The 22,376-nt window shown below is 45.0% G+C and carries 15 protein-coding genes and 1 other annotated feature; of the genes, 3 read left to right on the top strand and 12 right to left on the bottom strand.

The features are described 5' to 3' along the window. Nucleotides 1-5 precede the first annotated feature (5 nt). The 3 genes from MHI14_RS17450 to MHI14_RS17460 form a co-directional block, all read right to left on the bottom strand. The gene (locus MHI14_RS17450; protein ID WP_249910845.1) at nucleotides 6-1,775 is read right to left on the bottom strand and encodes an ABC transporter ATP-binding protein; all 1,770 of its coding nucleotides are present in this window, start codon (nucleotides 1,773-1,775) and stop codon (nucleotides 6-8) included. Beyond that, nucleotides 1,772-3,517, bottom strand: coding sequence for an ABC transporter ATP-binding protein (locus MHI14_RS17455; protein WP_249910846.1), 1,746 nt, complete (start codon nucleotides 3,515-3,517; stop codon nucleotides 1,772-1,774). Before MHI14_RS17455 ends, MHI14_RS17450 begins: the two co-directional genes overlap by 4 nt. A 617-nt stretch (nucleotides 3,518-4,134) precedes the next feature. Continuing rightward, entirely contained in the window at nucleotides 4,135-5,370 is a 1,236-nt protein-coding gene (locus tag MHI14_RS17460; RefSeq protein WP_249910847.1) for an MDR family MFS transporter, read from the bottom strand. A gap of 145 nt (nucleotides 5,371-5,515) precedes the next feature. On the opposite strand from MHI14_RS17460, the gene MHI14_RS17465 reads away from it, so the two are divergent. Beyond that, nucleotides 5,516-7,282 (top strand): ABC transporter substrate-binding protein, encoded by a 1,767-nt coding sequence (locus tag MHI14_RS17465; RefSeq protein ID WP_341130885.1) that lies wholly within the window; start codon nucleotides 5,516-5,518, stop codon nucleotides 7,280-7,282. 130 nt (nucleotides 7,283-7,412) lie between these two features. Here the strand turns inward: MHI14_RS17465 and MHI14_RS17470 are convergent, their stop codons facing one another. The 5 genes from MHI14_RS17470 to MHI14_RS17490 form a co-directional block, all read right to left on the bottom strand. Further along, nucleotides 7,413-10,040 carry a PAS domain S-box protein gene (locus MHI14_RS17470; protein ID WP_341130886.1) on the bottom strand — a complete coding sequence of 876 codons (2,628 nt, stop codon included), beginning with the start codon at nucleotides 10,038-10,040 and terminating at the stop codon, nucleotides 7,413-7,415. A gap of 270 nt (nucleotides 10,041-10,310) precedes the next feature. Further along, nucleotides 10,311-11,042, bottom strand: a complete 732-nt coding sequence (locus MHI14_RS31145; protein ID WP_445670371.1) for a polyprenyl synthetase family protein — start codon at nucleotides 11,040-11,042, stop codon at nucleotides 10,311-10,313. A 1,837-nt stretch (nucleotides 11,043-12,879) separates the two neighbouring features. After that, nucleotides 12,880-13,677, bottom strand: a complete 798-nt coding sequence (locus MHI14_RS17480; protein ID WP_091031027.1) for a sulfite exporter TauE/SafE family protein — start codon at nucleotides 13,675-13,677, stop codon at nucleotides 12,880-12,882. A 499-nt stretch (nucleotides 13,678-14,176) separates the two neighbouring features. Further along, entirely contained in the window at nucleotides 14,177-14,932 is a 756-nt protein-coding gene (locus MHI14_RS17485) for an SDR family NAD(P)-dependent oxidoreductase (protein ID WP_133384598.1), read from the bottom strand. Nucleotides 14,933-15,256: 324 nt separating this feature from the next. After that, nucleotides 15,257-15,727: a DUF6376 family protein gene (locus MHI14_RS17490; protein WP_165980158.1), complete on the bottom strand. Its 471-nt coding sequence runs from the start codon at nucleotides 15,725-15,727 to the stop codon at nucleotides 15,257-15,259. Between the two features lie 141 nt (nucleotides 15,728-15,868). Here MHI14_RS17490 and MHI14_RS17495 point away from each other — a divergent pair, with 141 nt between their 5' ends. After that, on the top strand, nucleotides 15,869-16,837 hold the full coding sequence (locus tag MHI14_RS17495; RefSeq protein ID WP_047842786.1) for a bile acid:sodium symporter family protein: 969 nt from the start codon (nucleotides 15,869-15,871) through the stop codon (nucleotides 16,835-16,837). A gap of 121 nt (nucleotides 16,838-16,958) precedes the next feature. Here MHI14_RS17495 and MHI14_RS17500 read toward each other — a convergent pair whose 3' ends face one another. Beyond that, nucleotides 16,959-17,810: an aldo/keto reductase gene (locus MHI14_RS17500; protein WP_341130888.1), complete on the bottom strand. Its 852-nt coding sequence runs from the start codon at nucleotides 17,808-17,810 to the stop codon at nucleotides 16,959-16,961. A gap of 172 nt (nucleotides 17,811-17,982) precedes the next feature. On the opposite strand from MHI14_RS17500, the gene MHI14_RS17505 reads away from it, so the two are divergent. Beyond that, the gene (locus MHI14_RS17505) at nucleotides 17,983-18,501 is read left to right on the top strand and encodes a MerR family transcriptional regulator (protein ID WP_341130889.1); all 519 of its coding nucleotides are present in this window, start codon (nucleotides 17,983-17,985) and stop codon (nucleotides 18,499-18,501) included. A 256-nt stretch (nucleotides 18,502-18,757) separates the two neighbouring features. On the opposite strand, the gene asd is transcribed toward MHI14_RS17505, so the two are convergent. The 3 genes from asd to galU form a co-directional block, all read right to left on the bottom strand. After that, the gene (asd, locus tag MHI14_RS17510) at nucleotides 18,758-19,843 is read right to left on the bottom strand and encodes an aspartate-semialdehyde dehydrogenase (protein WP_074094892.1); all 1,086 of its coding nucleotides are present in this window, start codon (nucleotides 19,841-19,843) and stop codon (nucleotides 18,758-18,760) included. Nucleotides 19,844-20,012: 169 nt separating this feature from the next. After that, nucleotides 20,013-20,289, bottom strand: a binding site (T-box leader). Nucleotides 20,290-20,478: 189 nt separating this feature from the next. After that, on the bottom strand, nucleotides 20,479-21,324 hold the full coding sequence (locus MHI14_RS17515; RefSeq protein WP_341130890.1) for a class I SAM-dependent methyltransferase: 846 nt from the start codon (nucleotides 21,322-21,324) through the stop codon (nucleotides 20,479-20,481). 149 nt (nucleotides 21,325-21,473) lie between these two features. Then, nucleotides 21,474-22,346: a UTP--glucose-1-phosphate uridylyltransferase GalU gene (galU, locus tag MHI14_RS17520; RefSeq protein ID WP_253508104.1), complete on the bottom strand. Its 873-nt coding sequence runs from the start codon at nucleotides 22,344-22,346 to the stop codon at nucleotides 21,474-21,476. Between the last annotated feature and the right edge of the window lie 30 nt (nucleotides 22,347-22,376).

A 22,376-nucleotide genomic window follows, 5' to 3' on the forward strand; every position in this document is an offset into this window, starting at 1 on the left:
TAAAGCTAACCAACTTTGGCGGGAGTTTGCTCCCCTTGCCACAGCAACTGCATCTCTTCATTGGTGGCAAGCAATTCGGCCAAACTTCCCTCGGCTTCAATGCGTCCATCTTTCATCACGATAATGTGATCTGCTTTGGAAAGTGCTGCCCTGCGGTGAGAAACTGCGATGCAGGTGACATCCGGCTCTTGGAACAGCCCTTCCCATACTTGTTGTTCTGTCTCCACATCCAGTGCACTGGACAGGTCATCAAAGATAAACAGGTCCGCCTCCGTCATTAACATGCGTCCTGTGGCCGCGCGCTGAATCTGCCCGCCTGACAGCATCACCCCTCTTGGACCAACCGGGGTCTCAAGCCCCTGATCCAGATGTTTGATATCCTTCTCCATCACAGCCAGACGAATGGCTTTTTCAAGGGCTTGCTCGGTGTTACCCTGTTTGCCCTGGACGATATTTTCTTTCAACGTATCACTAAACAGTCTTGGCACTTGCGGGGTATACGCCGCTCTAGGCGGCATCAGGAATGTGGCTGGATCAACAGCCGCTCCATTCCAGTGAATGTCCCCTTTTTGCTTGGGTAGCAGTCCAAGAAGTGTTCGTACAAGCGTTGATTTACCTGACCCGATCCGTCCTGTAATCACAAGAAATTGTCCGCGTTTCAGACGGAAACTGATCTCTTCTATGCCATTTGAAGAATTCGGATATTGATAAGTCAGCTTATTCACCTCAAGAGATTGCAACTTCTCCTTAGGGTCCCTCTGTTCACTTACAAGCTCCGGCGGATCTTCATACAGATAGATTTCTCTCGAATCCATGATCTGGTCTTCTTCCCCCGGGCGGAATAGCTTACGCATACGATCATACGATACCTTGAGCCTTTTGTGCTGAAACACCATATAACCAAACAGTGAAATGCTAAATCCGATATTGGCCAGATAACTGGTGAATAAGGCAAAATCACCTACGGTAAAGTTCCCTGCTTTCATCTCAGCTGCACACATCAGTAGAATCAATCCGGTACAGATACTTAGAACATGCTGATTCATCGATCTCATCCACTGCTTGAACAGATTGTCTCGAAGTGCAGCCTGGCGACGATCTTCATTCAACTGGTTAAAACGTGAAGAGACATTCTCTTCGGCCTGACCTAGTTTCAGGGCTTGCACTGCTCCAAACGTTTCCGCAATAAAACTGGTAATTCGCCCAGTCGCTTCACGATTAACCTGTGCATACTTCCGAGCCCGATTTCCGGACAGGTTGTTAAGTAAGGTCACGACCACCAATGGCAGCACGGCAACCAATGTGATCTGCCAATTAATGTTCGCCATAATGACGATGGATACAACAGCAAATACAAGCCGTCCCCAGAAGTCCACCCATGATTCTACATACTCGACGACTTCATCGACATCATCCCGAAAGCGACTCATTGCCTCCCCTGGTGAAGCCGGAAGATTACGCCCCGGCCAGCGCATGATCGCTGCGAGCATGTTGGTTCGCAAAATCGCCTGAACATGATACAGATACGTAACCCATGCATAGAAGGCTACAAAAAATGTGCCCACCCGTGCCATTCGGACCAAAGCAATAAAGATAAGCGGCACAGCAAGCCACATGTAGTCATTTGACCCCACTGTTGTGCGATCAAAAAACCATTGCATTCCAATACCAATGGCTAGCGGCAAGGAATGAAATATACACCATAACAATCCGTTGATTACAAATAACAAAGGCCTGAATCGAAACAAACGGCCTATAAATCCTGCTACAGTCATGCCAATTCCTCCTCTCGGCCTGTAATGAGCAGTCTGGCATAGTGAGATGCCGGGTTACTGGCAAGTTCTTCTCTCGCTCCAAACTCCAGTACCTTCCCATCACCGAGCACCATAATCCGGTCAACTTTCTCCAGCGTAGCCAGTCGGTGAGCAATAATGACTCCGGTGGATTGTTTCATTAACTGATCAATTGCAGATTGCAGCATACCTTCGGTCGCGGCATCCAGACGTGACGAAGGCTCATCCAGAATAACCAGACTTGGTTCGGTCAGAAATACGCGGGTTAAGGCAAATAACTGTGCTTCCCCTGCTGACAATGAAGCTCCACCTGCTGCCAGATACGTATCGAGTCCTTCTGGTTGTGAATTAATCCATTGGCTAAGTCCAAGCCGATCCGTCGTCTCCTTGATCATCTGATCCGATACATCCCCATTAAACAGGGTCAGATTATCACGCAGCGTGCCATCAAACAGCTGTACATCTTGTGTCACCATGCCTACCCGGCGATAGAGGGCTTGTAAAGAAAGCTTTGTGATATCCGTTCCACCTACACGGATCGTACCCCGATCCAGATTGTATAGCCGGAGAAGAACACGACTAAGACTCGATTTCCCGCTACCTGTGCGACCGATGATTCCCAGACGTTCACCAGGCTTAATAGCAAAAGTAATGTCCTGCAATACCGGTTTATCCTGGTTATAACTGAAGTGCACCTGACTGAATTCCAACCCAAGCGGTCCTTCCGGCAATTGCTCCTCTTTGCCCTCTTCAATCACACTGCGCATGGACAACAGCTCTCTGGAGCGCAGCATGCCTGATTTTGCTTTTTGGAACTCCTGCACCTGATCTCCAAGCATCTCAATCGGATCATTCAGCATCTGCGTATATTGGTAGATCAGAAATAATGTTCCGATACTAATTAGACCTTCCATATAATAATGCACACCCAACAAAAGCACCGCAGTGACCGCCAGAGCGAACAGAACTACTGTGGTATTCCACGGAATAACCCGTAGCAGCCAGGCTTTTCTCCCCTTACGGAATACCGTGCGCATCGTGCGGTAAAAGCGGTTCATCACATACGGCACATGACCATTTGCTTGCACATCTTCAATCCCCGCAATGCGTTCTTCAATTAATCCGAACAGAGAGGCACTTGCCGCCCGTTCTTTTTTGGAAGAGTCCACGCCCAGATTTCGGATGAAGACCATGAACAGGATCGATAATAATGTGAACACGGTCATAACCACAGCAATAGGCACATTAACGCTGAACATGAACCCGAGAATTCCGGCCAGCAGTACAAAACTACCGATCACTTGCACAATGAACATCGCGAAAAAATTGGAGATACTCGTTACGTCACCATCTACACGTTCAATCATCTCTCCAGGTGTTTTCACATTATGAAAACGCATATCAAGACGCAGGCAGTGCTTCAGCAGATCTCCGCGCAGTTGATTCGTGGCCCGCCAGGCCACGTCGTTCCCCAAATAACTGACCGCTACCGTGATGAGTTGATTAAACACGGCAACAACCAGAAATATTCCTGCGAGCTGAACAAGATTGGTGAGGACTCCCCCACTTGCTGCTGTATCGATAAATCGTTTGATAATCTGTGGATTCAAGAGCTGAAGCCCCGTTGATGTGAGCAACATGATTAAAAGTAAGGCCAGCCGTCCTTTGACTGGTTTTAGATAGCGCAGCAGCCATGACATGGAGCTTTTCTCTGTTTTGGGCACAGGTCCCACCTCTTTATTGGTTTATTTATATAAAATGAACTAAAGAACATTACACTGTAACTACGATGACAGAATAACCTTTTGGTCGCTGTTATCTACACTAGGATGAGTCATACATAATGACATTAAAATCGGGATTTCCCGCCCATAATTGATATGTAGAACGCATGTTGACCATTGTACACTCTCCTTTTTAACAAGTTAGTTTTTTATAAAATAACGCTCCAAACGCTCCTTTCCATGTGAACGGATTGGTGGAATGCATGCAAAAAAGCCATAGATGAACTAATGTTCATCTACAGCTTGTAGCCAAAAGAGACCGGATGAAATGCAAAGCATTTCCCGTATTTCCTCTGCATCGCAATAATGATGAGCGTCCACGACAGGGGTGCACAAACATGACTGTCCCAACGCGATCATTGCAAAAAAATTGGATTAATGTCACTATGCTCATGCGTATTCAGTTATCGATTCGAAATCTGTATAGGCATAAACATAATCATCATCCCACCCGTTTCACATATTTGTTGTTTATTGTATTCGCTGGATTAACATCCGTCAAGATAATTTTAACTCAATTGTTATTTAATTCATGTCATTAATCTTTTCAATTCCTGCTACATACTCAATGATGTGGACTCCGTTTGCTTCTCTCTAACAACAAGACGTCTATGTGCGATCAGAAGAAAAGGTACTCCCAGTGCAGTCGTCAGTGCAATCGGTACAAAAACAGCGAGCCCATTCTCCGCTCCAAATTGACTTAACAACACCCCTCCCATTACAGGAGCAATGACACTACCAATATTATTGAAGCCGATGGTCCCGAAATACGTTCCCTTCCATTCCGGCTTTGCAATCCGGTCGATGAGCATATCCATCATCGTGAACAACAGCACTTCCCCAATGGTAAATAGTATGACACTCATCATCATCATGAGTACACCTTCAGCGATTCCAACCATCATCAGACTGGTTGCGACCAGCAGGTTACCCACAATCAGAGGAACAAGCGGTGGAAAGTTTCGGAAGGTTCGCACAAGCGGATACTGAATAATCAGTACCGTCACCGCATTCAGGGAAAGCATGTACGAGAACATCTGACTTCCATTTTCAAAGATCGGGCTCCTCGCCAAGTACTGTGCCAACGTAGAACTAAAGTGCCCGTAACCCAGAACACAAAATGTGGTACCGATTAATACTGGCAGAAATACCCGGTCGCGACCGGTGGTTATGAGTGCTTCACGCAAACGTGGTGCGGTTGCCTGATGACGCTCTGGCAGATTGGCATGCTGTAGCTTGAATTGCAGAAATAATACAAGTCCATATGCTATGTATATCAAGCCGGAAATCACAAATGGGAACGTTGATTCAGATGATCCCAGCTGAAATCCGATAATTGGCCCAAACACCACACCAAGATTAACTGCAGCATATCTGAGGTTGAACACCAGCAATTTGTTCTCCGGAGAAGTAATATCCGATAACAGGGCTCTGGAGGTGGGCTCAAATACTGCGCGGCATAATCCGTTTAACGTATTGGCAACAAAGAACACCCATAGATGCTCTGCTGCTGAAAAAATGAAAAATACACCTGCCCAGCTAAATACCGAGATTAACATCACGATTTTGCGACCGATCCGGTCCGAAATATAACCTCCATAAAAGCTGACCATTACACCTGCCAGCGAGCTAACTGCCACAGTAATACCGGTCTGGGTCGGTGTAGCCTCTAGTACACGTGTCAGATAGATGGATAGAAACGGAATACTCATTGACGTTACAAGACGTCCAAACATGGTTCCGATAATGATGGTCCATGCCAAGGGGTGAATTTGCCTTAAATATTGCTTCATGCGAACTTCTCCTATTCTTTCTAAGTGCTTCAAAAGCGGACTTTTTGAACTACCTCTTCTAATGTATAATTGTAAGGATAAAAGGGGGAAAGAAAAGTGTAAACATATGACTACACTTTTCACCTTTAATAGAGGAGTCATGACCATGGATACCCTACATACACACTTTATAAGGCTCGCCGGGGCCGAACAGCTTTCATTTAAGCTTCATGAACCTGTAGCGGTAACGATTGATAGCCTGTCCGCTGCCTTGTGCTGCACCCCACGTAATGTGAAATTCATTCTCAGAAAATTGGAGGAACAAGGCTTTATCCATTGGCAACCCGGGCGTGGTCGTGGACATCATTCGGAGTTAACGATGCTGCGAAGCATGAATGAAGCGCTGGAAGCGAGTTTTACCGAACTTCTGGCTAAAGGCAAAATGAAAGACGCCATTGAACTTATTGGAACCGTTCAGATGCATGATTCACTGCGTGAACAGCTCATGCTCTCCCTCCATCAACAGATGGGATTTCACAGCCACGAAGAAACTGCCTCTGGTCAGGATATACTGCGCATCATGAGGTCACGCCAGTTAGGTGATCTTGACCCAGCCTTTGTTTATACTGCATTTGAAACCTACCTATTAAGCCAGGTCTGTAATACGTTGATCACCTATGATGCCAAGACAGAATCATTCCTGCCAGCACTAGCTCACATGTGGGAATGCAGCGAGGACCATCGATTATGGACCTTCTATCTCCGAAAAGGTGTACGTTTCCACAATGGTCGTGTCATGACATCCCGGGATGTCCAAGCGACGTTGCAACGATTGGTTGATGTGCATAGTCCGTCCATCTGGTTGTATCGGGATATTGAACGAGCGGAAGTAGCTGGCGATTACTGCATCAAGTTTGTTCTACATCGTCCTAATCGGTTTTTCTTGCATCTGTTCAGTTGTATTCGGATGACAATCCTGCCCTACGATTACAATGTAACCAATACATTAATAGGTACCGGTCCTTTTCAGATCTCTGAGCTGAATGAAGATGTGCTGGAGCTTACCGCTTTTGATGCGTACTACGGCATCCGGCCACATCTGGATCAAGTCCATTTCTGGTTTGTGCCTGACCTGAGTCCAAATGATCGCTATTATGAGCTACCGGGTACAGATCGATTGAGTCTCACAACAGGCTGTGATCAGACGAATAGTATCAATTATCCGGCGCTGGGTTGTCAGTATATGCTGTTCAATTTTCACAAGGAAGGCATCCATCATCATCCCCTATTTCGACAAGCCCTGCGTATCGTCTATGATTCGGTCGCGCTTGTCCGAGATCTCGGCGGGAATCGGATCACACCGGCCAACAGCTTCCTTCCCTGGAAAAGTGCAGCCCAAGACTGGACCGTTGCTTCTCTTGAACATGCTCGTGAATTACTGCATAACTGCGGGTACCAAGGTGAGAAGATAACATTATCGTACAAGCATAATAAGGATGCAGACGTTGCGGAGTGGTTCCAACGTCGTGCAGCGTCCATCGGTCTGAACATCATCATGCAAGCCGTTGTGGATTATTTCAACTCAGAGGAAACCACGAACGCACAATTGATCCTCGCTGAAGAGATACTGGAGGAAGATTGGCAGTACGGCATGATTCATTTTTTCAAAAACCTGTCCAACCATTTTCATATGTGTATGTCTCCTGCATTCCAGTCTCTACTGGATGACAAACTGGATCATTTCGCTAAGCTTCATCGGGCAGAACGTACTGCGCTCCTGGATGAAGCTGAAGCCTTGCTACGTGATCACTGCTGGATCTTGCATGGCTGTCACATGAACAAGCAGGCTGAACTGGATCAGAGCATCTTCGGCATGCAGATAGCAGAATTCGGATATATGGACATCTCCAAACTGTGGATCAAAAATCTTTAGGAATTTGTCCCTAGTCGCATCTGTGGGATACAGGGGTGGAGGACAAAATCATGGAACAGCAAAAAAAAGCTGCTAGCCTATTTACAATAAGCTAACAGCTTTTTTGCTCATGAATCCATTTTTAGGACACTCAGAGATTATTTTTGATGTAATAGGTCTCCAATGCTTGCATAATGGACTCGATTTTGATCGGTTTGCTGATATACGCATCCATGCCTGCCTTCAAGCAGTTTTCCATGTCCCCTCTTACCGCATTTGCAGTTACCGCAATAATGTATGGACAACTCTCGGGGTGCAAAGAATTTTTAATCGCTTTTGTCGCTTCGAATCCATTAAGCCTTGGCATATGCACATCCATGAAGACGATATCATATGAATTGTGTTTGACCGCCTCGACTGCCTCAACACCGTCCGCCACATGATCCACGAAGTGCCCTTTTTTCTCAACGATTCTGCTAAGGACGAGCTGATTCACCTCATTGTCTTCTGCAATTAAAATCCGCAAGGCTGATGTTCTGCTCTTCTTCTGCTGTTGATCTAACCTTTTGCTCTCTTCACCGTTATTTAATTTAAATTGGGCGGTAAATATAAATATTGTACCCGGTTCATCCGATTCCTCGATCCAGATCTTCCCCTGCATAAGCTCCACCAGTTTCTTGCTAATGGCAAGGCCAAGACCGGTACCTTGAGGTTTGCGGGTCATAAAATTGTCCAGTTGGTAGAAAGGTTCAAATAATTGTTGTTTCCTCTCAACCGGAATCCCAATGCCCGAATCCTTTACCTGAAAATAAAGCTGCACGTTATTGCCGGACTGCTCCTTAACCCCAACTTTAACTTCCACGCCGCCTTCTGAAGTGAATTTGACCGCGTTGCCAATGATATTGGTAAGTACCTGTTTAAGACGATAAGCATCACCATACACCGGAGTTGGAATAGCATCTTCTACGCACATACGAACATCCAGCTTCTTTTCACGAGCCAGCGGTTTTACGATTTGCACCGTCTCGGTCACGATCTCAACGAGATCAAAAGGATCTTCTACCAGATCGGTTTTTCCCGACTCGATTTTGGAAAAATCAAGAATATCATTAATGATGGCAAGCAAGGAATCTCCACTCTTCTGGATGATTTCAATATATTCCTTTTGCTCCCCGCTAAGTCCAGGAGTATCCAGGAGCAAATCCGTCATCCCAATTACACCGTTCATAGGTGTACGGATTTCATGGCTCATCATCGCCAAAAATTCACTTTTGGCCTTATTCATTCTCTCCGCTGTCTCTTTGGCTACCAGCAGTTTTTTCTGCTCCGTAATATCCTTCGCTATCAGGTAAAACCCGACATTGGACTTATTAACAATGATTGGAGCAAGCGTAGCCAAGACTTCTGTCTCAGATCCATCCGTGTGCCGAACAGCGTTGATCTCCTTTTCAGCCATCTCATAATCACTGCCCAGAATCAGACCCAGATTACTGGCTCCGATAAATCTGCTTATGCTTGTACCGATCATTTCAGCCACGGGACAACCCGTCATTTTCACCGCTACTGGATTTGCATTCATAATATTACCATCCATGTTAAACGAGATAATGGCGTCATGATTGTATTTCTTAAGCGAAGTGTATCGCTCCACAGATTCCTGCAATTTAAATTCGATGCGTTTGCGTTCAGTGATATCCTGTAGTGTTCCGTTTAGCTGGACTGGCTGACGATGCTCATCAAGCGTAATCAATCCACGCAGGTGAAGATACTTCTCATTTCCATCAGAGCTGATGTGTTTGTATTCAAAATCGAGCGGTTCACCCTGTTTTACCCCTGTAATATGTTTTTGTAAAGAGGCTATATCTTCGGCATCCATAACATTAAAAACATCACTTATACGATATGGTTTGCAGGTGCGTTCAAGTTCAAAAATCTCAAAGATCTGATCTGAAAATGTAATATGGTCTTTGACCATATCCCATTCCCAACTACCAATTAAGGCAATCCGTTCAGCCTCTGCACTGATATCCTTTTGTTTTTTTCGCTCTGATATATCTCGTCCAATTGTAAAAATCTGCTGTTCATGATCCGCATCACCAAAGACCTTGTATGTGGTTTCAAACCAAAGATAATGTCCGTCTTTATGGCGGACTCTGATATTCAACAGATTACCTTTAGTCAAATCCATCTGTGAGATCCGTTCCAGATCTTGTGGGTGAAAGGAAGCATTATTGTTTCGGCCAATGACTTCTTCCGGGGAATAACCCAATATTTGTTGGACTGACGGTGAGCAGAACCGACAAACTCCCTCTGAATCGGCAATATAGATGATCTCCTGAGCATGATCCGTAATAAGTTTGAACATTTCTTCACTATGGAGAAGTTTTTGTTCAGACAGTTTACGATTGGAAATATCAACAATATGGCAAACGGAATAAAGAGGTTCATCCGTAATTTCGCTTCGAACCAAGGAAACATGTATTGAACACCATAAGATGTCACCATTTTTATTAATGTAACGTTTTTCGTATTGATTTTCTTTTGATTTACCTTCAAATAACTCATAACTACAGATCATATCTTGTGACGAATCATCCGGATGTGTAATATCCTGATACGTGAGATTCATTAATTCATCACTTGTATAACCTAGCATACAGCAAAAAGCAGGGTTCACTTTCATCCATTGCCCTGTTGGAGCAACGAGTGCAATCCCAATAGGCGCTTGGTTATATATCTGCTCGAACAATTCATGATGATCGACCTTTTGAACCTGCATTGTAAGTTCTCCTTTTGGCATATAGACTCCATATAAAGATTGTCGAAATCTAAAGTTTTTACTGATATAAGATGTTCTATAAAAATTAGTCAGATTTAAAACAACAGTACCTGCTTAATACCCAGAATTTCAGTTATTGAAACAAATCTTTTTAAGAGATTTGTGTCTTTAAAACCAAACAAGGTCGGAATCCATTCATATGGAATCCCGACCTTTGTCATTATATATCATAATAAGTCATACGCAACACGGAATCGTTGGTAAAACAGGTTAGCGCTCGCGACCAACAAGATAATCCAATAAATGTCTCAAGAAGGGAATAGGTTTCGCCATCTCGTTCAATGCATCTGTCGCAAGACAATAATGCTCCCACATCTCTTTTTTCGCGCCTTCATCACCAAGAATGGACACAAAGGTTGAATTGTTGTTCCGCTCATCCTGACCTGCAGGTTTCCCAAGAATGAGGTGATTGCCCTCGAAATCCAGCAAGTCGTCCTTGATCTGGAAGGCGATCCCCGCATGATAAGCGAACTTCTTCAGTGTAGCCATCTCCGGTTCCTTCACTTGGGCAAGTATCGCTGGCATGACCAGGGCAGCTTCGAAGGCAATGCCTGTTTTGTAAAAACAGATCATGTTCAACTGCTCAAGAGTTAACACTTTGCCTTTGGAGTTCAGATCCATCGCCTGCCCCATACACATATCCTCTGCTTTTTCAGCCGAATACTGAATGAGCGTTAGCACGGTTGCCGCATCAAAGCGATTCAATGAGGATTGCTCTCCTATCGCCTTCTGAATGAGAAACAGACCGGTAAGCTCTGCTGTGGCGCTATTGTGTACCTGGTGCAGCGTGGAACGTCCACGTCTTGTCGAAGCATTATCCTGCGTAGGCAGATCATCAAAGATCAGGGAAGCGGTGTGCATGTACTCCAGCGATCTTAGCAGCGGAACGAGGGATGACTCAGGTAGACCATACTCGCGCACGCCCATAACCCAAGTTAATATCGGACGTAGCCTTTTTCCGTCGCCTTGCAAACTGTAATTGGCTGCATCGATCAGCGTTTCTTTCATCTCATGAAGACCACCGGGCTTGGCAATCTGCAACTCCACATTAATCTGTTCGCGAACCGTTCGAATGGTCTGTTTGAACTCCTCTTTCTCCTGCTTGTCATTTTTCAATTGAAGCACGACCTGATCCCGTAACAATTTATCAAGAAAATCAACGTCATCCGCTTTTCGCACCATCTGTTGAACCAGTTGATTGAATTCAGGCTGCCCAGAAGCAAAGATCGTCATCACTTCATCATATTTCTGCTGCCCCAACCGTTCTTTACAACGTTTCAGCCCGTTGATCGCACGATCCAGTATGACCTCACGGGTCTTGGCATCCGAGTTGTAAACATCATGGATTAGATGAGAGATGACTGCCCAATACAATTCATATGGATTAATCAGATCAGGGCGCAAATCTCGATACTTCAAATAGTAAGTATAAGGAGTTACTGCCCCTTCTTCCATATCGTCAAACATATCGGCAAAATCATCGGCCAACTGATTATATATCCCGTAATAAAACGTCCGCAGATCAAATCCTTCATCCACCGGTGCACTGAGAACAGACCGGACGATTAATCGGGAAGAAGAAGATTTGATAATAATCGGAATGTACAATTCTTCATTGGTATAATTTGCATTGGCTAATTTCTTGTTGCGATCGATCTCCTGAGACTGAAAGAACACATAGGATTGCTCTAAGAACGTGCGCTGTTTCTCTGGATGCTGGTAGTTCTTAATGTACTCAAATGCTTCCCGAAGCTCGGAATGTACATATTCAATCACTTCAAGGTTGCTGCCTTTCCACTCCCCCAGATCAGGTACGACCCCGGTAAGAAGTGCATCACGTATCATCAGGGAATATTGTTCTTTTTCCTGAACAGTCAAAGCCTGTGAATCCAGCAAGTCATCCACAAATGGATATGTCAAACCGTACGAATAACCAAGTCGGATCGCCGCATCAAATCTCCGGGCACGTTCTTCAGGTGGTGTCTGCTCATTCATCTCATCGTCCACATGAAGGACCACGCCGAGAATAATCTTGATCAGCTTCCGCTGCGCCTGCTCTGCATCCAGCTCCTTCGGGATGTTCGATGCTACATTCTTTAATTTGTTCATCACCCAGATGACAGCTGTTTCAATGTGCTCCTTCTGTCCCCATCGGTACAACGCAGCCAGACTGATATAATCGGGCTGTCCTTTGCGCCCAGTGGCAGAGCCCATAAAGTATTTTTTGGTATTCTGGACAATGTGCTGAATTCGGGCCTGCGTATCCGGAGAATCAAGGGCTTGCCCCAGATCTCGCATATAAATATAGGAGATACTCCGATCCAGGTAATCATCCAGCTTTCCTGTAGTATTCAGCCAGTGGATATATCTATGAACATCCCGGGGATCCGGTTTTCTTTTGCTAGGTGATAAAAGAGAAAGCCAGGCAAAACGATGAATATGTTTCTTTTGCCATACATGAATATCTTGGGTAAGTGCTGTTGTATACGTATTATCCATAAGTTGCTGCCTAAGAGAAGTAAAATACTGAGATGCTTTCTGCTCAGCTAGCCGATATCCTGCATCAGCCTGTTCTGTAAGTACGTTATTCATAGGGTGGATACCTCAACTTCTATTAATGTTAAACATGTATCCATGAAAGGAGATGAGGTGCTCCATGGACGAAAACTGAACTCATTTGATCGTGTATCCAACGCTTCAGCTCATGTTCATAACCTTTATACGGCGATCCAACCGTTTGGTTACGAAATCGTCACTGCTCATTCCCATATACGTGATTTTACAGAATAGATGACCAGACTTTGACCGCTGTGATGGCGATAAGTACGATTAATGCATATCGAAGTACCCTCACATTGATCATCGAACTAACCCGTGAACCAAGGGATGCCCCCAGCAGACTTCCGATCACCGTATAGATAATGGGTTCTAGCGGAATGTCCCCGCCCGTAATTTTACCTATAACGCCGCCAATGGCGGAGATAAATACAATTGCCAGTGAAGAAGCAATCGTTGTTCGTACGGGGATGTTGAGAATCGTCAGCATGATGGGAATAAGGATAAAGGCACCACCCGCACCAACAATTCCTGATACAATTCCTACTGCAAAAGCAGTACCTGCTGCAATCCATCGGTTAAACACCAGTGGAGCTGAGGTATCAAGCTTTCCCTTTCCGGGAATCAGCATAAGCACAATCGCCATGATCGCCAGAATGCCATAGATCAGATTAATAACCCTTCCGTCCAGGTGACCGGATATGAACCCGCCGATCAGACTGCCAGCAAGAATGCTGGAGCCCATGTACAGCACCAAACCGCGGTGAACGATCGCCCCACCACTTCTACCCGTTTTTACTTTTCTGCGGAATGCAATCACACCGGCAAGTGAAGCGAAAAACACTTGAAACATACTAATCGAAGATACCTGATGTGCTGAGAATGGCTCCAATCCCATCCAGGATGGAACATATAACAACAGCGGATAATTGATAATGGCCCCACCAATACCCAACAAACCGGAGAAGAATGAACCGACCAGACCCAGTATAAACATGATGATAAAAAGCAGAAGATCCATCGGTTATGCGCTTCCTTTCGTGCAATTTAAATCTCATCTCGATACCACTCAAAAGTGCTATACAAGGTGAATATAATCCGTTATAATGAAAACCAAGTAAATTAATCCGAAATGAGTGATTAAGCATGTTTAACGTGTTGAAGACTCTTTTTGAAAATAAATGTCCACAGTGCAACGAAAAATTACAAGTTCTTAACGATGCGTTGTGCTCGACCAAAACCTGTTCTCAATGTCATTACAAAGAAGAGAGCTATGGCTCTCTCGGCGTTCGAATTGTATATGACACACCACAAAATGATAAAAAGATACAACCTTGCTAATTGTATCACGATCTCTGAATTTTCGGGATGATTCGACAAACTTATTTCCATCTCACATGCTACGATTACTTTATAATGAAAATACAAAAACGGTGCAAAACGAATAAATCGTTCTGCACCGTTTTTTTCTGTTTTTTGAGATGAGTTCTCTTCATCTTAAAAGGGTTGCTTACTTTATTTTATTTGGTTTTGAAGCTGAGGAATCCATCATCTACGGCTACGGTTGTACCGTTCACTGCGCTTGCTGCATCACTGAACAGGAATGTAACCACACTGGCTACTTTCTCCGGTTGAATGAGCTCTCCACGCATATGTTGAGTAGCAAGTGCATCTTTCATGGCTTTGTCATCACCCAGAATCGGTGTTTCGATAAAGCCAGGTGCTACACCAACTACACGAATTCCATGCTCAGCAAGTTCCAATGCACCGGATTTGGACATCATAACAACAGCAGCCTTGGCTGCGTTGTAGTTGAAGCTGCCTACTGCAGCAACACTTCCATAGATCGAAGCTGTATTTACAATGGTACCTTGTACATTTAATTCAACCATTTTTTTCGCGCCATAATACATGCCGTAGTATACACTGTGCTGATCTACATCAATGACTCTGTGATAGGATTCCGGGTCCATCTCCAGAAATGGCTTCACAAGTCCAATGCCTGCGTTATTGAAAATACCGCTTAACGTACCATATTGCTCTACGGTCCAGTCAATCAGGGCTTTGATCTCGTCCCCTTTGGATACATCCACTTTGTACGCGCCCGCTGTTCCGCCTGCTGCTTCAATCTCTGCCGCAAGCTTCTTCGCTCCGTCTTCATTATAGTCAGCGACAACAATAGTCGCACCTTGATCCGAAAGTTGAAGTGCTGTCTCTTTACCAATACCACTGGCTCCACCTGTAATAATGATTACTTTTCCATTGTGCTCCGTCATGACTCAGCTCTCCTTTGGCAAAATATATTTAGGTATAGTTGAAAACTTATAGTAAGTAACTATATTTTATTAACTTATAAACTTATCATACGCCTCTGTCCCAACCTTGTCAAAACATAGATCATCTTCACATAAATATGAGATAAATGTCATATACATCTCCTATTTACATGATATAGTCTAGCTCCTCTGATATTAAATATGCATCCGTTTTCGGAAAATAAAAAAAGCGAGCATAACGGTAATTCAATCATTCCGATATCTCGCCCTTCTCAAGTATACGATTACAAATTGATTGTCTTAAGGTGCTAAGAACAATTCAATTTATTCACCCTGAAGTCCGCTAAGCGGATCTTTCAAATTATTGATATTGGTGATCAGTTCAGGAATGCCTGTCTTCTCCCAATTTTCTGCCGTAAAACCTTGCTCTGCAATTGTATTTTCGAAATTGTCCACTACTTCTGTTAATTGAGTATTGTAACTAACCAGATTCTCATGAATGCTCTCTCCTATTGCAGGAGCAGTCAACTGAGAAAATTCACTTGCTTCTGCTTGGATCAGATCGATTTTCTCCTGAATCTGCGTTGTAATCTCCGGATTATTCACCGCACCCGATGCAAGCTCTTGCAGATCAGCCCCGGCGTTTGATACCTGTTCTATATAATCAGTAGCCCCACTCACATAATCTAAACTTTGATTAGCTTGTTCCACGACTGAACAGGCCGAAATCAAAAGAATACTTGATGCAATAAGCCCTGTCATCATTAATGTGTGCTTTCTTTTTCTTATAGACATGATCATCTCCCCTTCTCCTAATCGGAATCCTTGTTCCAAGTCCATGATACCTGTTCAGACTGCTTCATTGCAAATGGGTCTGCAGCCAACGTTATTAACATGTATAATAGTAAAATCACACGGTAAAGGGATGTCATGATTATGCTTCAAGCCTTGAACCAACGCTTGAACCGCATCATGCCACTGATTACCCCAATCAGTATTATTATTGGCGTGTTATGCGGGAGTTTTCTTTCTTCTTATACCTTTTTATCTCCTTGGCTTTTTGCGTTCATGACGTTCGCTGGAAGTATCAGTCTTGGGATACGGGATTTTGTGAACGTGCTGAAGAAGCCGTTCCCCCTGTTTGTATGTCTGTTTATTTTGCATTTGGCGATGCCTCTAATTGCTCTCGGTATGGGTCATCTGGTCTTCCCTACAGATGCGTACACCATAACGGGCCTTGTTCTGGCAGCCGTGATTCCGACAGGAATAAGCAGCTTCATCTGGGTCAGCATCTATCGGGGCAATATCGCACTTACGCTATCCATCATCCTGATTGATACCATGCTTGCTCCTTTCGTAGTGCCCGGGGTGTTATCCCTGTTAATCGGCACCAGTGTTACACTGGACACGGCAGCCATGATGAGCAGTCTGTTCTGGATGATTGTTGTACCATCCCTTCTCGGTATGCTGCTGAATGAGTGGACCAAAGGCGCCATTGTCCCGGTCTGGGGACCAAGGTTGAATCCGTTATCCAAATTGTTTATGGCATCTGTCGTTGCAATTAATGGGTCTGTCGTTGCGCCCTACTTGGCCGATTTCAACTGGAAGCTCGCTGGACTTGCGGTCATCATTATTTTCCTGGCATCATTCGGTTATGCGCTAAGTTATTTCATCGCCCGATTGCTGGGCTGGAATGAGGCCGATCAGGTCGCTCTCGTATTCAATGGAGGCATGCGCAATATCAGCGCAGGCGCAGTACTCGCTGTTTCGTATTTTCCGCCACCTGTTGCTGTCCCGGTTGTGCTTGGCATGGTATTTCAACAGATGCTCGCTTCCCTGACAGGTTATCTGCTCGGTCGTCGCTCTCAGCTTCTGCATAAGTCAGATAAGACATCTGCAGCATAACAAAAATATTGGAATGTTTAAAAACGCCGACATATTAGTCGGCGTTTTGCATTGAGTTGCTATTGTTACTATTATTGCCAAGATACTGCTACGTTTCGTAAACCTAGCAATCAGTTCCTGGCTACAAATCCACTTTCATATTGCCCAGCATCTTGGCAACTTCAGGATTATCAATCTTCATGAATAGACTTTCCTTGGTATCCAGTTTGGAAATGGTTGCAATCTCTTCCGGGCTTAGTACAAAGTCGAAAATATCGAAGTTCTCGATAAGCCGCTCTTTGCGTACTGATTTTGGAATAACAACAACATCCCGCTGCACAAGCCAGCGCAGTACAACCTGGGCGACGGATTTGTTATGTTTCTCGGCAATGGAAACCAAGACTTCGTTGCTGAACAAATTGTTGCGACCTTCGGCGAACGGGGACCATGACTGGTGCTGTATCCCCTGTTCTTTCATGAAAACAGCGCTGTCGACCTGCTGTTGAAACGGATGAGTTTCGATCTGATTGATGACAGGCACAACTTCGTTGTGGACGATGAGGTCCATCAGGCGGTCAGGTAGGAAGTTACTGACACCGATAGCCCTGATCTTGCCCTCATGGTATAGTTCTTCCATCGCACGCCATGCGCCGTAGTAATCACCAAACGGCATGTGAATGAGGTACATATCCAGATAATCGAGCTGCAGCTTACTTAACGATTTGGCAAACGCCCGCTTGGCACTTTCGTATCCTGCATCCTGAATCCAAAGCTTGGTCGTGATGAAAAGTTCTTCCCGCGCTATGCCACTGCGTTTAATTGCACGTCCAACCGCTTCTTCGTTTAGGTAACCGGCAGCGGTATCAATTAGGCGGTAACCGGCCTTCAGCGCCTCATATACCGTGTTCTCACATTCATCAGCATCGGGAACCTGGTAGACACCAAAGCCAATAATCGGCATTTTCACTCCATTGTTCAAGGTTACAGTTTGCATATTCAATTCCTCCTATGGTTCAATTGTGAATCGCAAGTGGTCACGTATTCCTGAAATTCAGCAACGAAGCGAGGATTCCACTTCCGGCCGACTTGCGTTACAATAACCCTAGCTCCTTCGTCTTACACGAAGTCAAGCGGTCTCCAATATTTTTTTAGAAGGAGGAGTACATATGTATACTGTCCAGGATGCTGCCCAGCTTACGGGACTCACAGAGCACGCTGTTCGCTTTTACACGGATAAAGGCTTGGTTCCGAGCATTCAACGCAATAAAAATAATATTCGGGTGTTTGATGAAGAATCCATCAATTGGCTACATGGCGTCAAATGCCTCAAGCAGACAGGTTTACCGATTGAAAATATTAAAACATACGTCGATCTCTGCCTCGAAGGTGATTCAACTGTTTCGCAGCGATTCGCACTTATGATGGAGTATAAGGAAGCGGCGCTGATTCAGCTTGAGGAGGCCAAGAGCCGCGTAGCCCATTTGGAAGAGAAAGCACGTCAATATCAGGCCATTTTGGAGCAGCGCATCCCGGATATGACCAACCCGGTCAATTGGGATACCAAGCGTGACGAAGAAGGGAGTTGTCCTGCATCCCGTTTAAAAAGTCGCAGTCTTCCTGAAGCCGAGGTTTCGGCTCAGTGCCCAGCAGCTGCTATGAAGCAGCAAACTAACATAGTATCTTAAACTTCACATGATATAGCAAACGTATGTTCTAAACATATAGGCTATCTCTTACATTATATATATCTAAATGAGCCTGAGTAAAAACGCCGACAACATTGTCGGCGTTTTTCGCCACTACAACCCTCTGCCGGAATCTCTTTAATCTATTCCTGCCCATTTTCTGGTCCCTGTTCACAATACAAAAAAACCATCAACAAGTGATGGTTTTTCATGAAATATCCTGTTCGGAAATCTGCTGCTCATGATGCCTTTATGCTTATTTCGGCTGAATATATCCTTCAGCTTTGAGTAGTTCTGCGATCAGAACCGCACCACCTGCCGCTCCGCGGAGCGTGTTGTGGGACAATCCAACGAATTTGTAATCATAGAGTGAGTCTTCGCGCAGTCGGCCTGTGGAGACACCCATTCCACGTTCGATGTCACGATCCAGTTTTGTCTGCGGTCTGTTCTCTTCTTCAAAATACGTAATGAATTGTTTTGGTGCACTTGGCAAAGCCAGTTCCTGCGGACGACCTTTGAACTGCAACCAACGCTCCAGAATTTCGTCTTTGCTTGGTTTTTTCTCAAAGTTTACAAACACGGTAGCCAGATGTCCGTCCGTTACCGGTACACGAATACACTGTGTTGTAATTAATGGAGCAGAAGCTTTGACGATCTGATTGTTCTCGATGCTGCCCCAGATCCGCAGTGGTTCCTGCTCACTCTTCTCTTCTTCGCCACCGATGTATGGAATGACATTATCGAGCATATCTGGCCAGTCGGTAAAGTTTTTACCTGCTCCGGAGATTGCTTGATACGTGGAAGCGACAACCTGAGTCGGGTTGAACTCACGCAAGGCGTGCAGTGCTGGCACATAGCTCTGAATCGAGCAGTTTGGTTTTACAGCGATAAATCCGGTTTTGGTACCCAGACGTTTTCTCTGTGCTTCAATCACATCCAGATGTCCCGGGTTAATCTCAGGGATTACCATTGGTACATCTGCTGTCCAGCGGTGTGCGGAGTTGTTGGACACGACAGGTGTTCCTGTTTTGGCATAAGCCTCTTCGAGCGCTTGAATCTCATTCTTTTTCATATCAACCGCGCAGAAAATAAAATCAACCTGGCTGGCAAAAGCTTCGACCTGGGAAGCATCCTGAACAACGATTTTCTTCACAGCTTCCGGAATAGGAACTGCGAGTTTCCATCTGCCTTGTACGGATTCTTCATATGTTTTACCTGCCGAATTGGCGCTTGCAGAAATAGCTGTTACTTCAAACCATGGATGTTGATCAAGCAGGTCCACAAAACGCTGACCCACCATTCCCGTTCCTCCGACGATACCAACTTTCAATTTTGCTGACATTCAATCATCATTTCCTTTCGGTTTAAGTGATTCTTCTCATTGATCAATTTCATAACTCACTAAAAACGTATTATGAAATGGACTTCCTAATTAACACTATTCAGGCAATTCCAAAGCGTGTAGTCACAGCCCCGAAAAAACCAAAAAATCCCATCCCCAAGACAATAGTCTCAGGGACGAGATTGAACTCTCGTGGTACCACCCAGATTCGCCAATATGTCACCATATCCGCCTCTTCAAGTAAAGGTTTACAACCATGTTGCTAGCTGTAGACCGTTCATACTCTAGCTCTGTAACAGGAGCTCCTGTCACACCATCCCTTAACGCTAAGTTCCGATGTGCTGCTCTGAGTCTTTATTCAATAAAAAGTTCTTTACTCCTTTTCAGCTGCCGGAGCTCTCTTTGAAAGAATGATTTTTATCTACTCGTCTCTTCGTCGCATTTGATATTGCGATTATAATATCAAAATTACCGTGATGAAGTAAACACATTTTTTAAAATCATGGAATTTATATGTTTCCAGCGGAGCTGAACCATTCAATTATCGCAAGAAAAACTTCAGCTAAATGGTCTGTCTTCTGTGAAAAGTGCGTGATAGACTTTTTTCTTATAAATTGCTGCTAATAACTATTTCATTATTGCTTTTTGGCAATAATCGCATACGTTCCCAGTGGGCTTCCAGGCCCCGAGGCATGATGTGTCCTAAGTAATTTCAGTTCAGAAAGAAGAAGTGTTTTTACTTTGTCCGGGATCGGAAGCAGTTTCAGTTCCACAGGCGCTTCTGCCAGTGTCATTTCGGTTTCCCAGCGACCATCCTGCAGCTCAGGAGAATGGATCGAAGTCTCTTCCTTAATCGTCCAGCCCGCCGCAGAGACAATCTCTTGGATGTCCTCCGGTGTAAAAAGCGTGCGCACATTGGAGAAGCTGTTCTCCTTGTAACATTCGACCTGGGACTGAATCAGAACGGATAACCAATGTGAGAGCTGGCTCACATCTGTTACTCGTGCATCCCATTCGGCGAAGCATAACTGATGTCCCCACGTCCTAACCTTGCTAAAAATCTGGGCGAGTTCGTCAAACGATTTCAAGTACCACGAACAATGGGAAAGTACGATAACATCAAACTCATTCTCGGCGAATTGGGCCTGATCACTTAAAGTGTCGTAATCATAATCCATTCGAATTCGGTTACCCAGTGGAGATCTCCGTAGCTTGGCTGCCGCTTCGCCTACGGTCAGCGGTGCACCATAATCCTCAGGTGCAATATCTACACCATGAACGTATCCCTTCTCCCCTACCAGATGTGCAAGCACGGCCGTTGTATCTCCCTGACCACAACCGATTTCCAGAACGCGGCTGCCTTCCTGTATCCCCCAAAAGAGTCCCAGTTTCATCCGATGCTCAGTCTGAATGTACTGAGTGGCGGCGTTGTCCTCCACGTCCATATACTTAATAAGGTCCCTGATGATAGATTCATTCATGATTCCTCACTCCTCAAAGAGCAACTTAAACTTCTTGCTCATTGTAGCGTTACTGGAATAATTGTACAATGTTAGAGTCTATGGCAGAACCATGGCACGGAGGAGAACCCGTCCTACAACAGATATAAACCTCTGCTACATATCAATCCCTATGCCCACTGGGTTGCAAGCTTCTGAAGATAGGGTGTCAGCATGGGCTGTAATTCCTTGCGCATCAGTCCGATCTCCAAGATCGCCTGAATATATCCGAATTGATCACCAATATCGTAGCGATGTCCCTCTAGTTCAAGGGCCAACAGCTCCTCCACCTGACTCACTTCTTTCAAGGCATCCGTTAACTGATATTCCCCTCCAGCCCCTCTCTCGATCTGATCAAGGATTGGAAAGATGGAAGGTTTCAGAATATATCGTCCCATTACAGCTGTCCGGGATGGTGCTTCCGCAAGGGAAGGTTTTTCGACCAGATTGGTGACCCGGTGAACCCGGTCCTCAGCACCATTCGAATCAATGATGCCATATTTGCTCACATTTGCCGCGTCTACCTGACGGACACCGATGATCTGGTTGCCTGTTTTTTCATAGAGATGGACCATCTGTGCAAGTGCAGGCGGATCAGACACCATAATATCATCTCCCAGCAGTACAGCGAAGGCATCATCCCCTACAAATTGCCGTGCACACCCAATGGCATGCCCCAGACCCAGCGGTTCTTTTTGACGAATAAAATGAATATTTGCCATCTCGCTGATCGCCTGCACCTCTTCCAGTAAAGACTGTTTGCCCTTGGCATACAAAGAATGTTCAAGTTCAACCGATTTATCAAAATGGTCCTCTATGGATTTTTTGTTGCGTCCGGTCACAATGAGGATATTCTCAATGCCTGATTGTACTGCTTCTTCAACAATGTACTGGATGGCCGGTTTGTCTACAATCGGTAACATCTCTTTGGGCTGTGCTTTGGTCGCTGGCAGGAAACGGGTTCCGAGACCCGCTGCCGGAATAACTGCTTTTTTAATTCGCATTTCATCATACACTCCTTTCATTTGCTTCTT

The organism is Paenibacillus sp. FSL K6-2393 (assembly GCF_038002545.1).
GTDB lineage: Bacteria > Bacillota > Bacilli > Paenibacillales > Paenibacillaceae > Paenibacillus.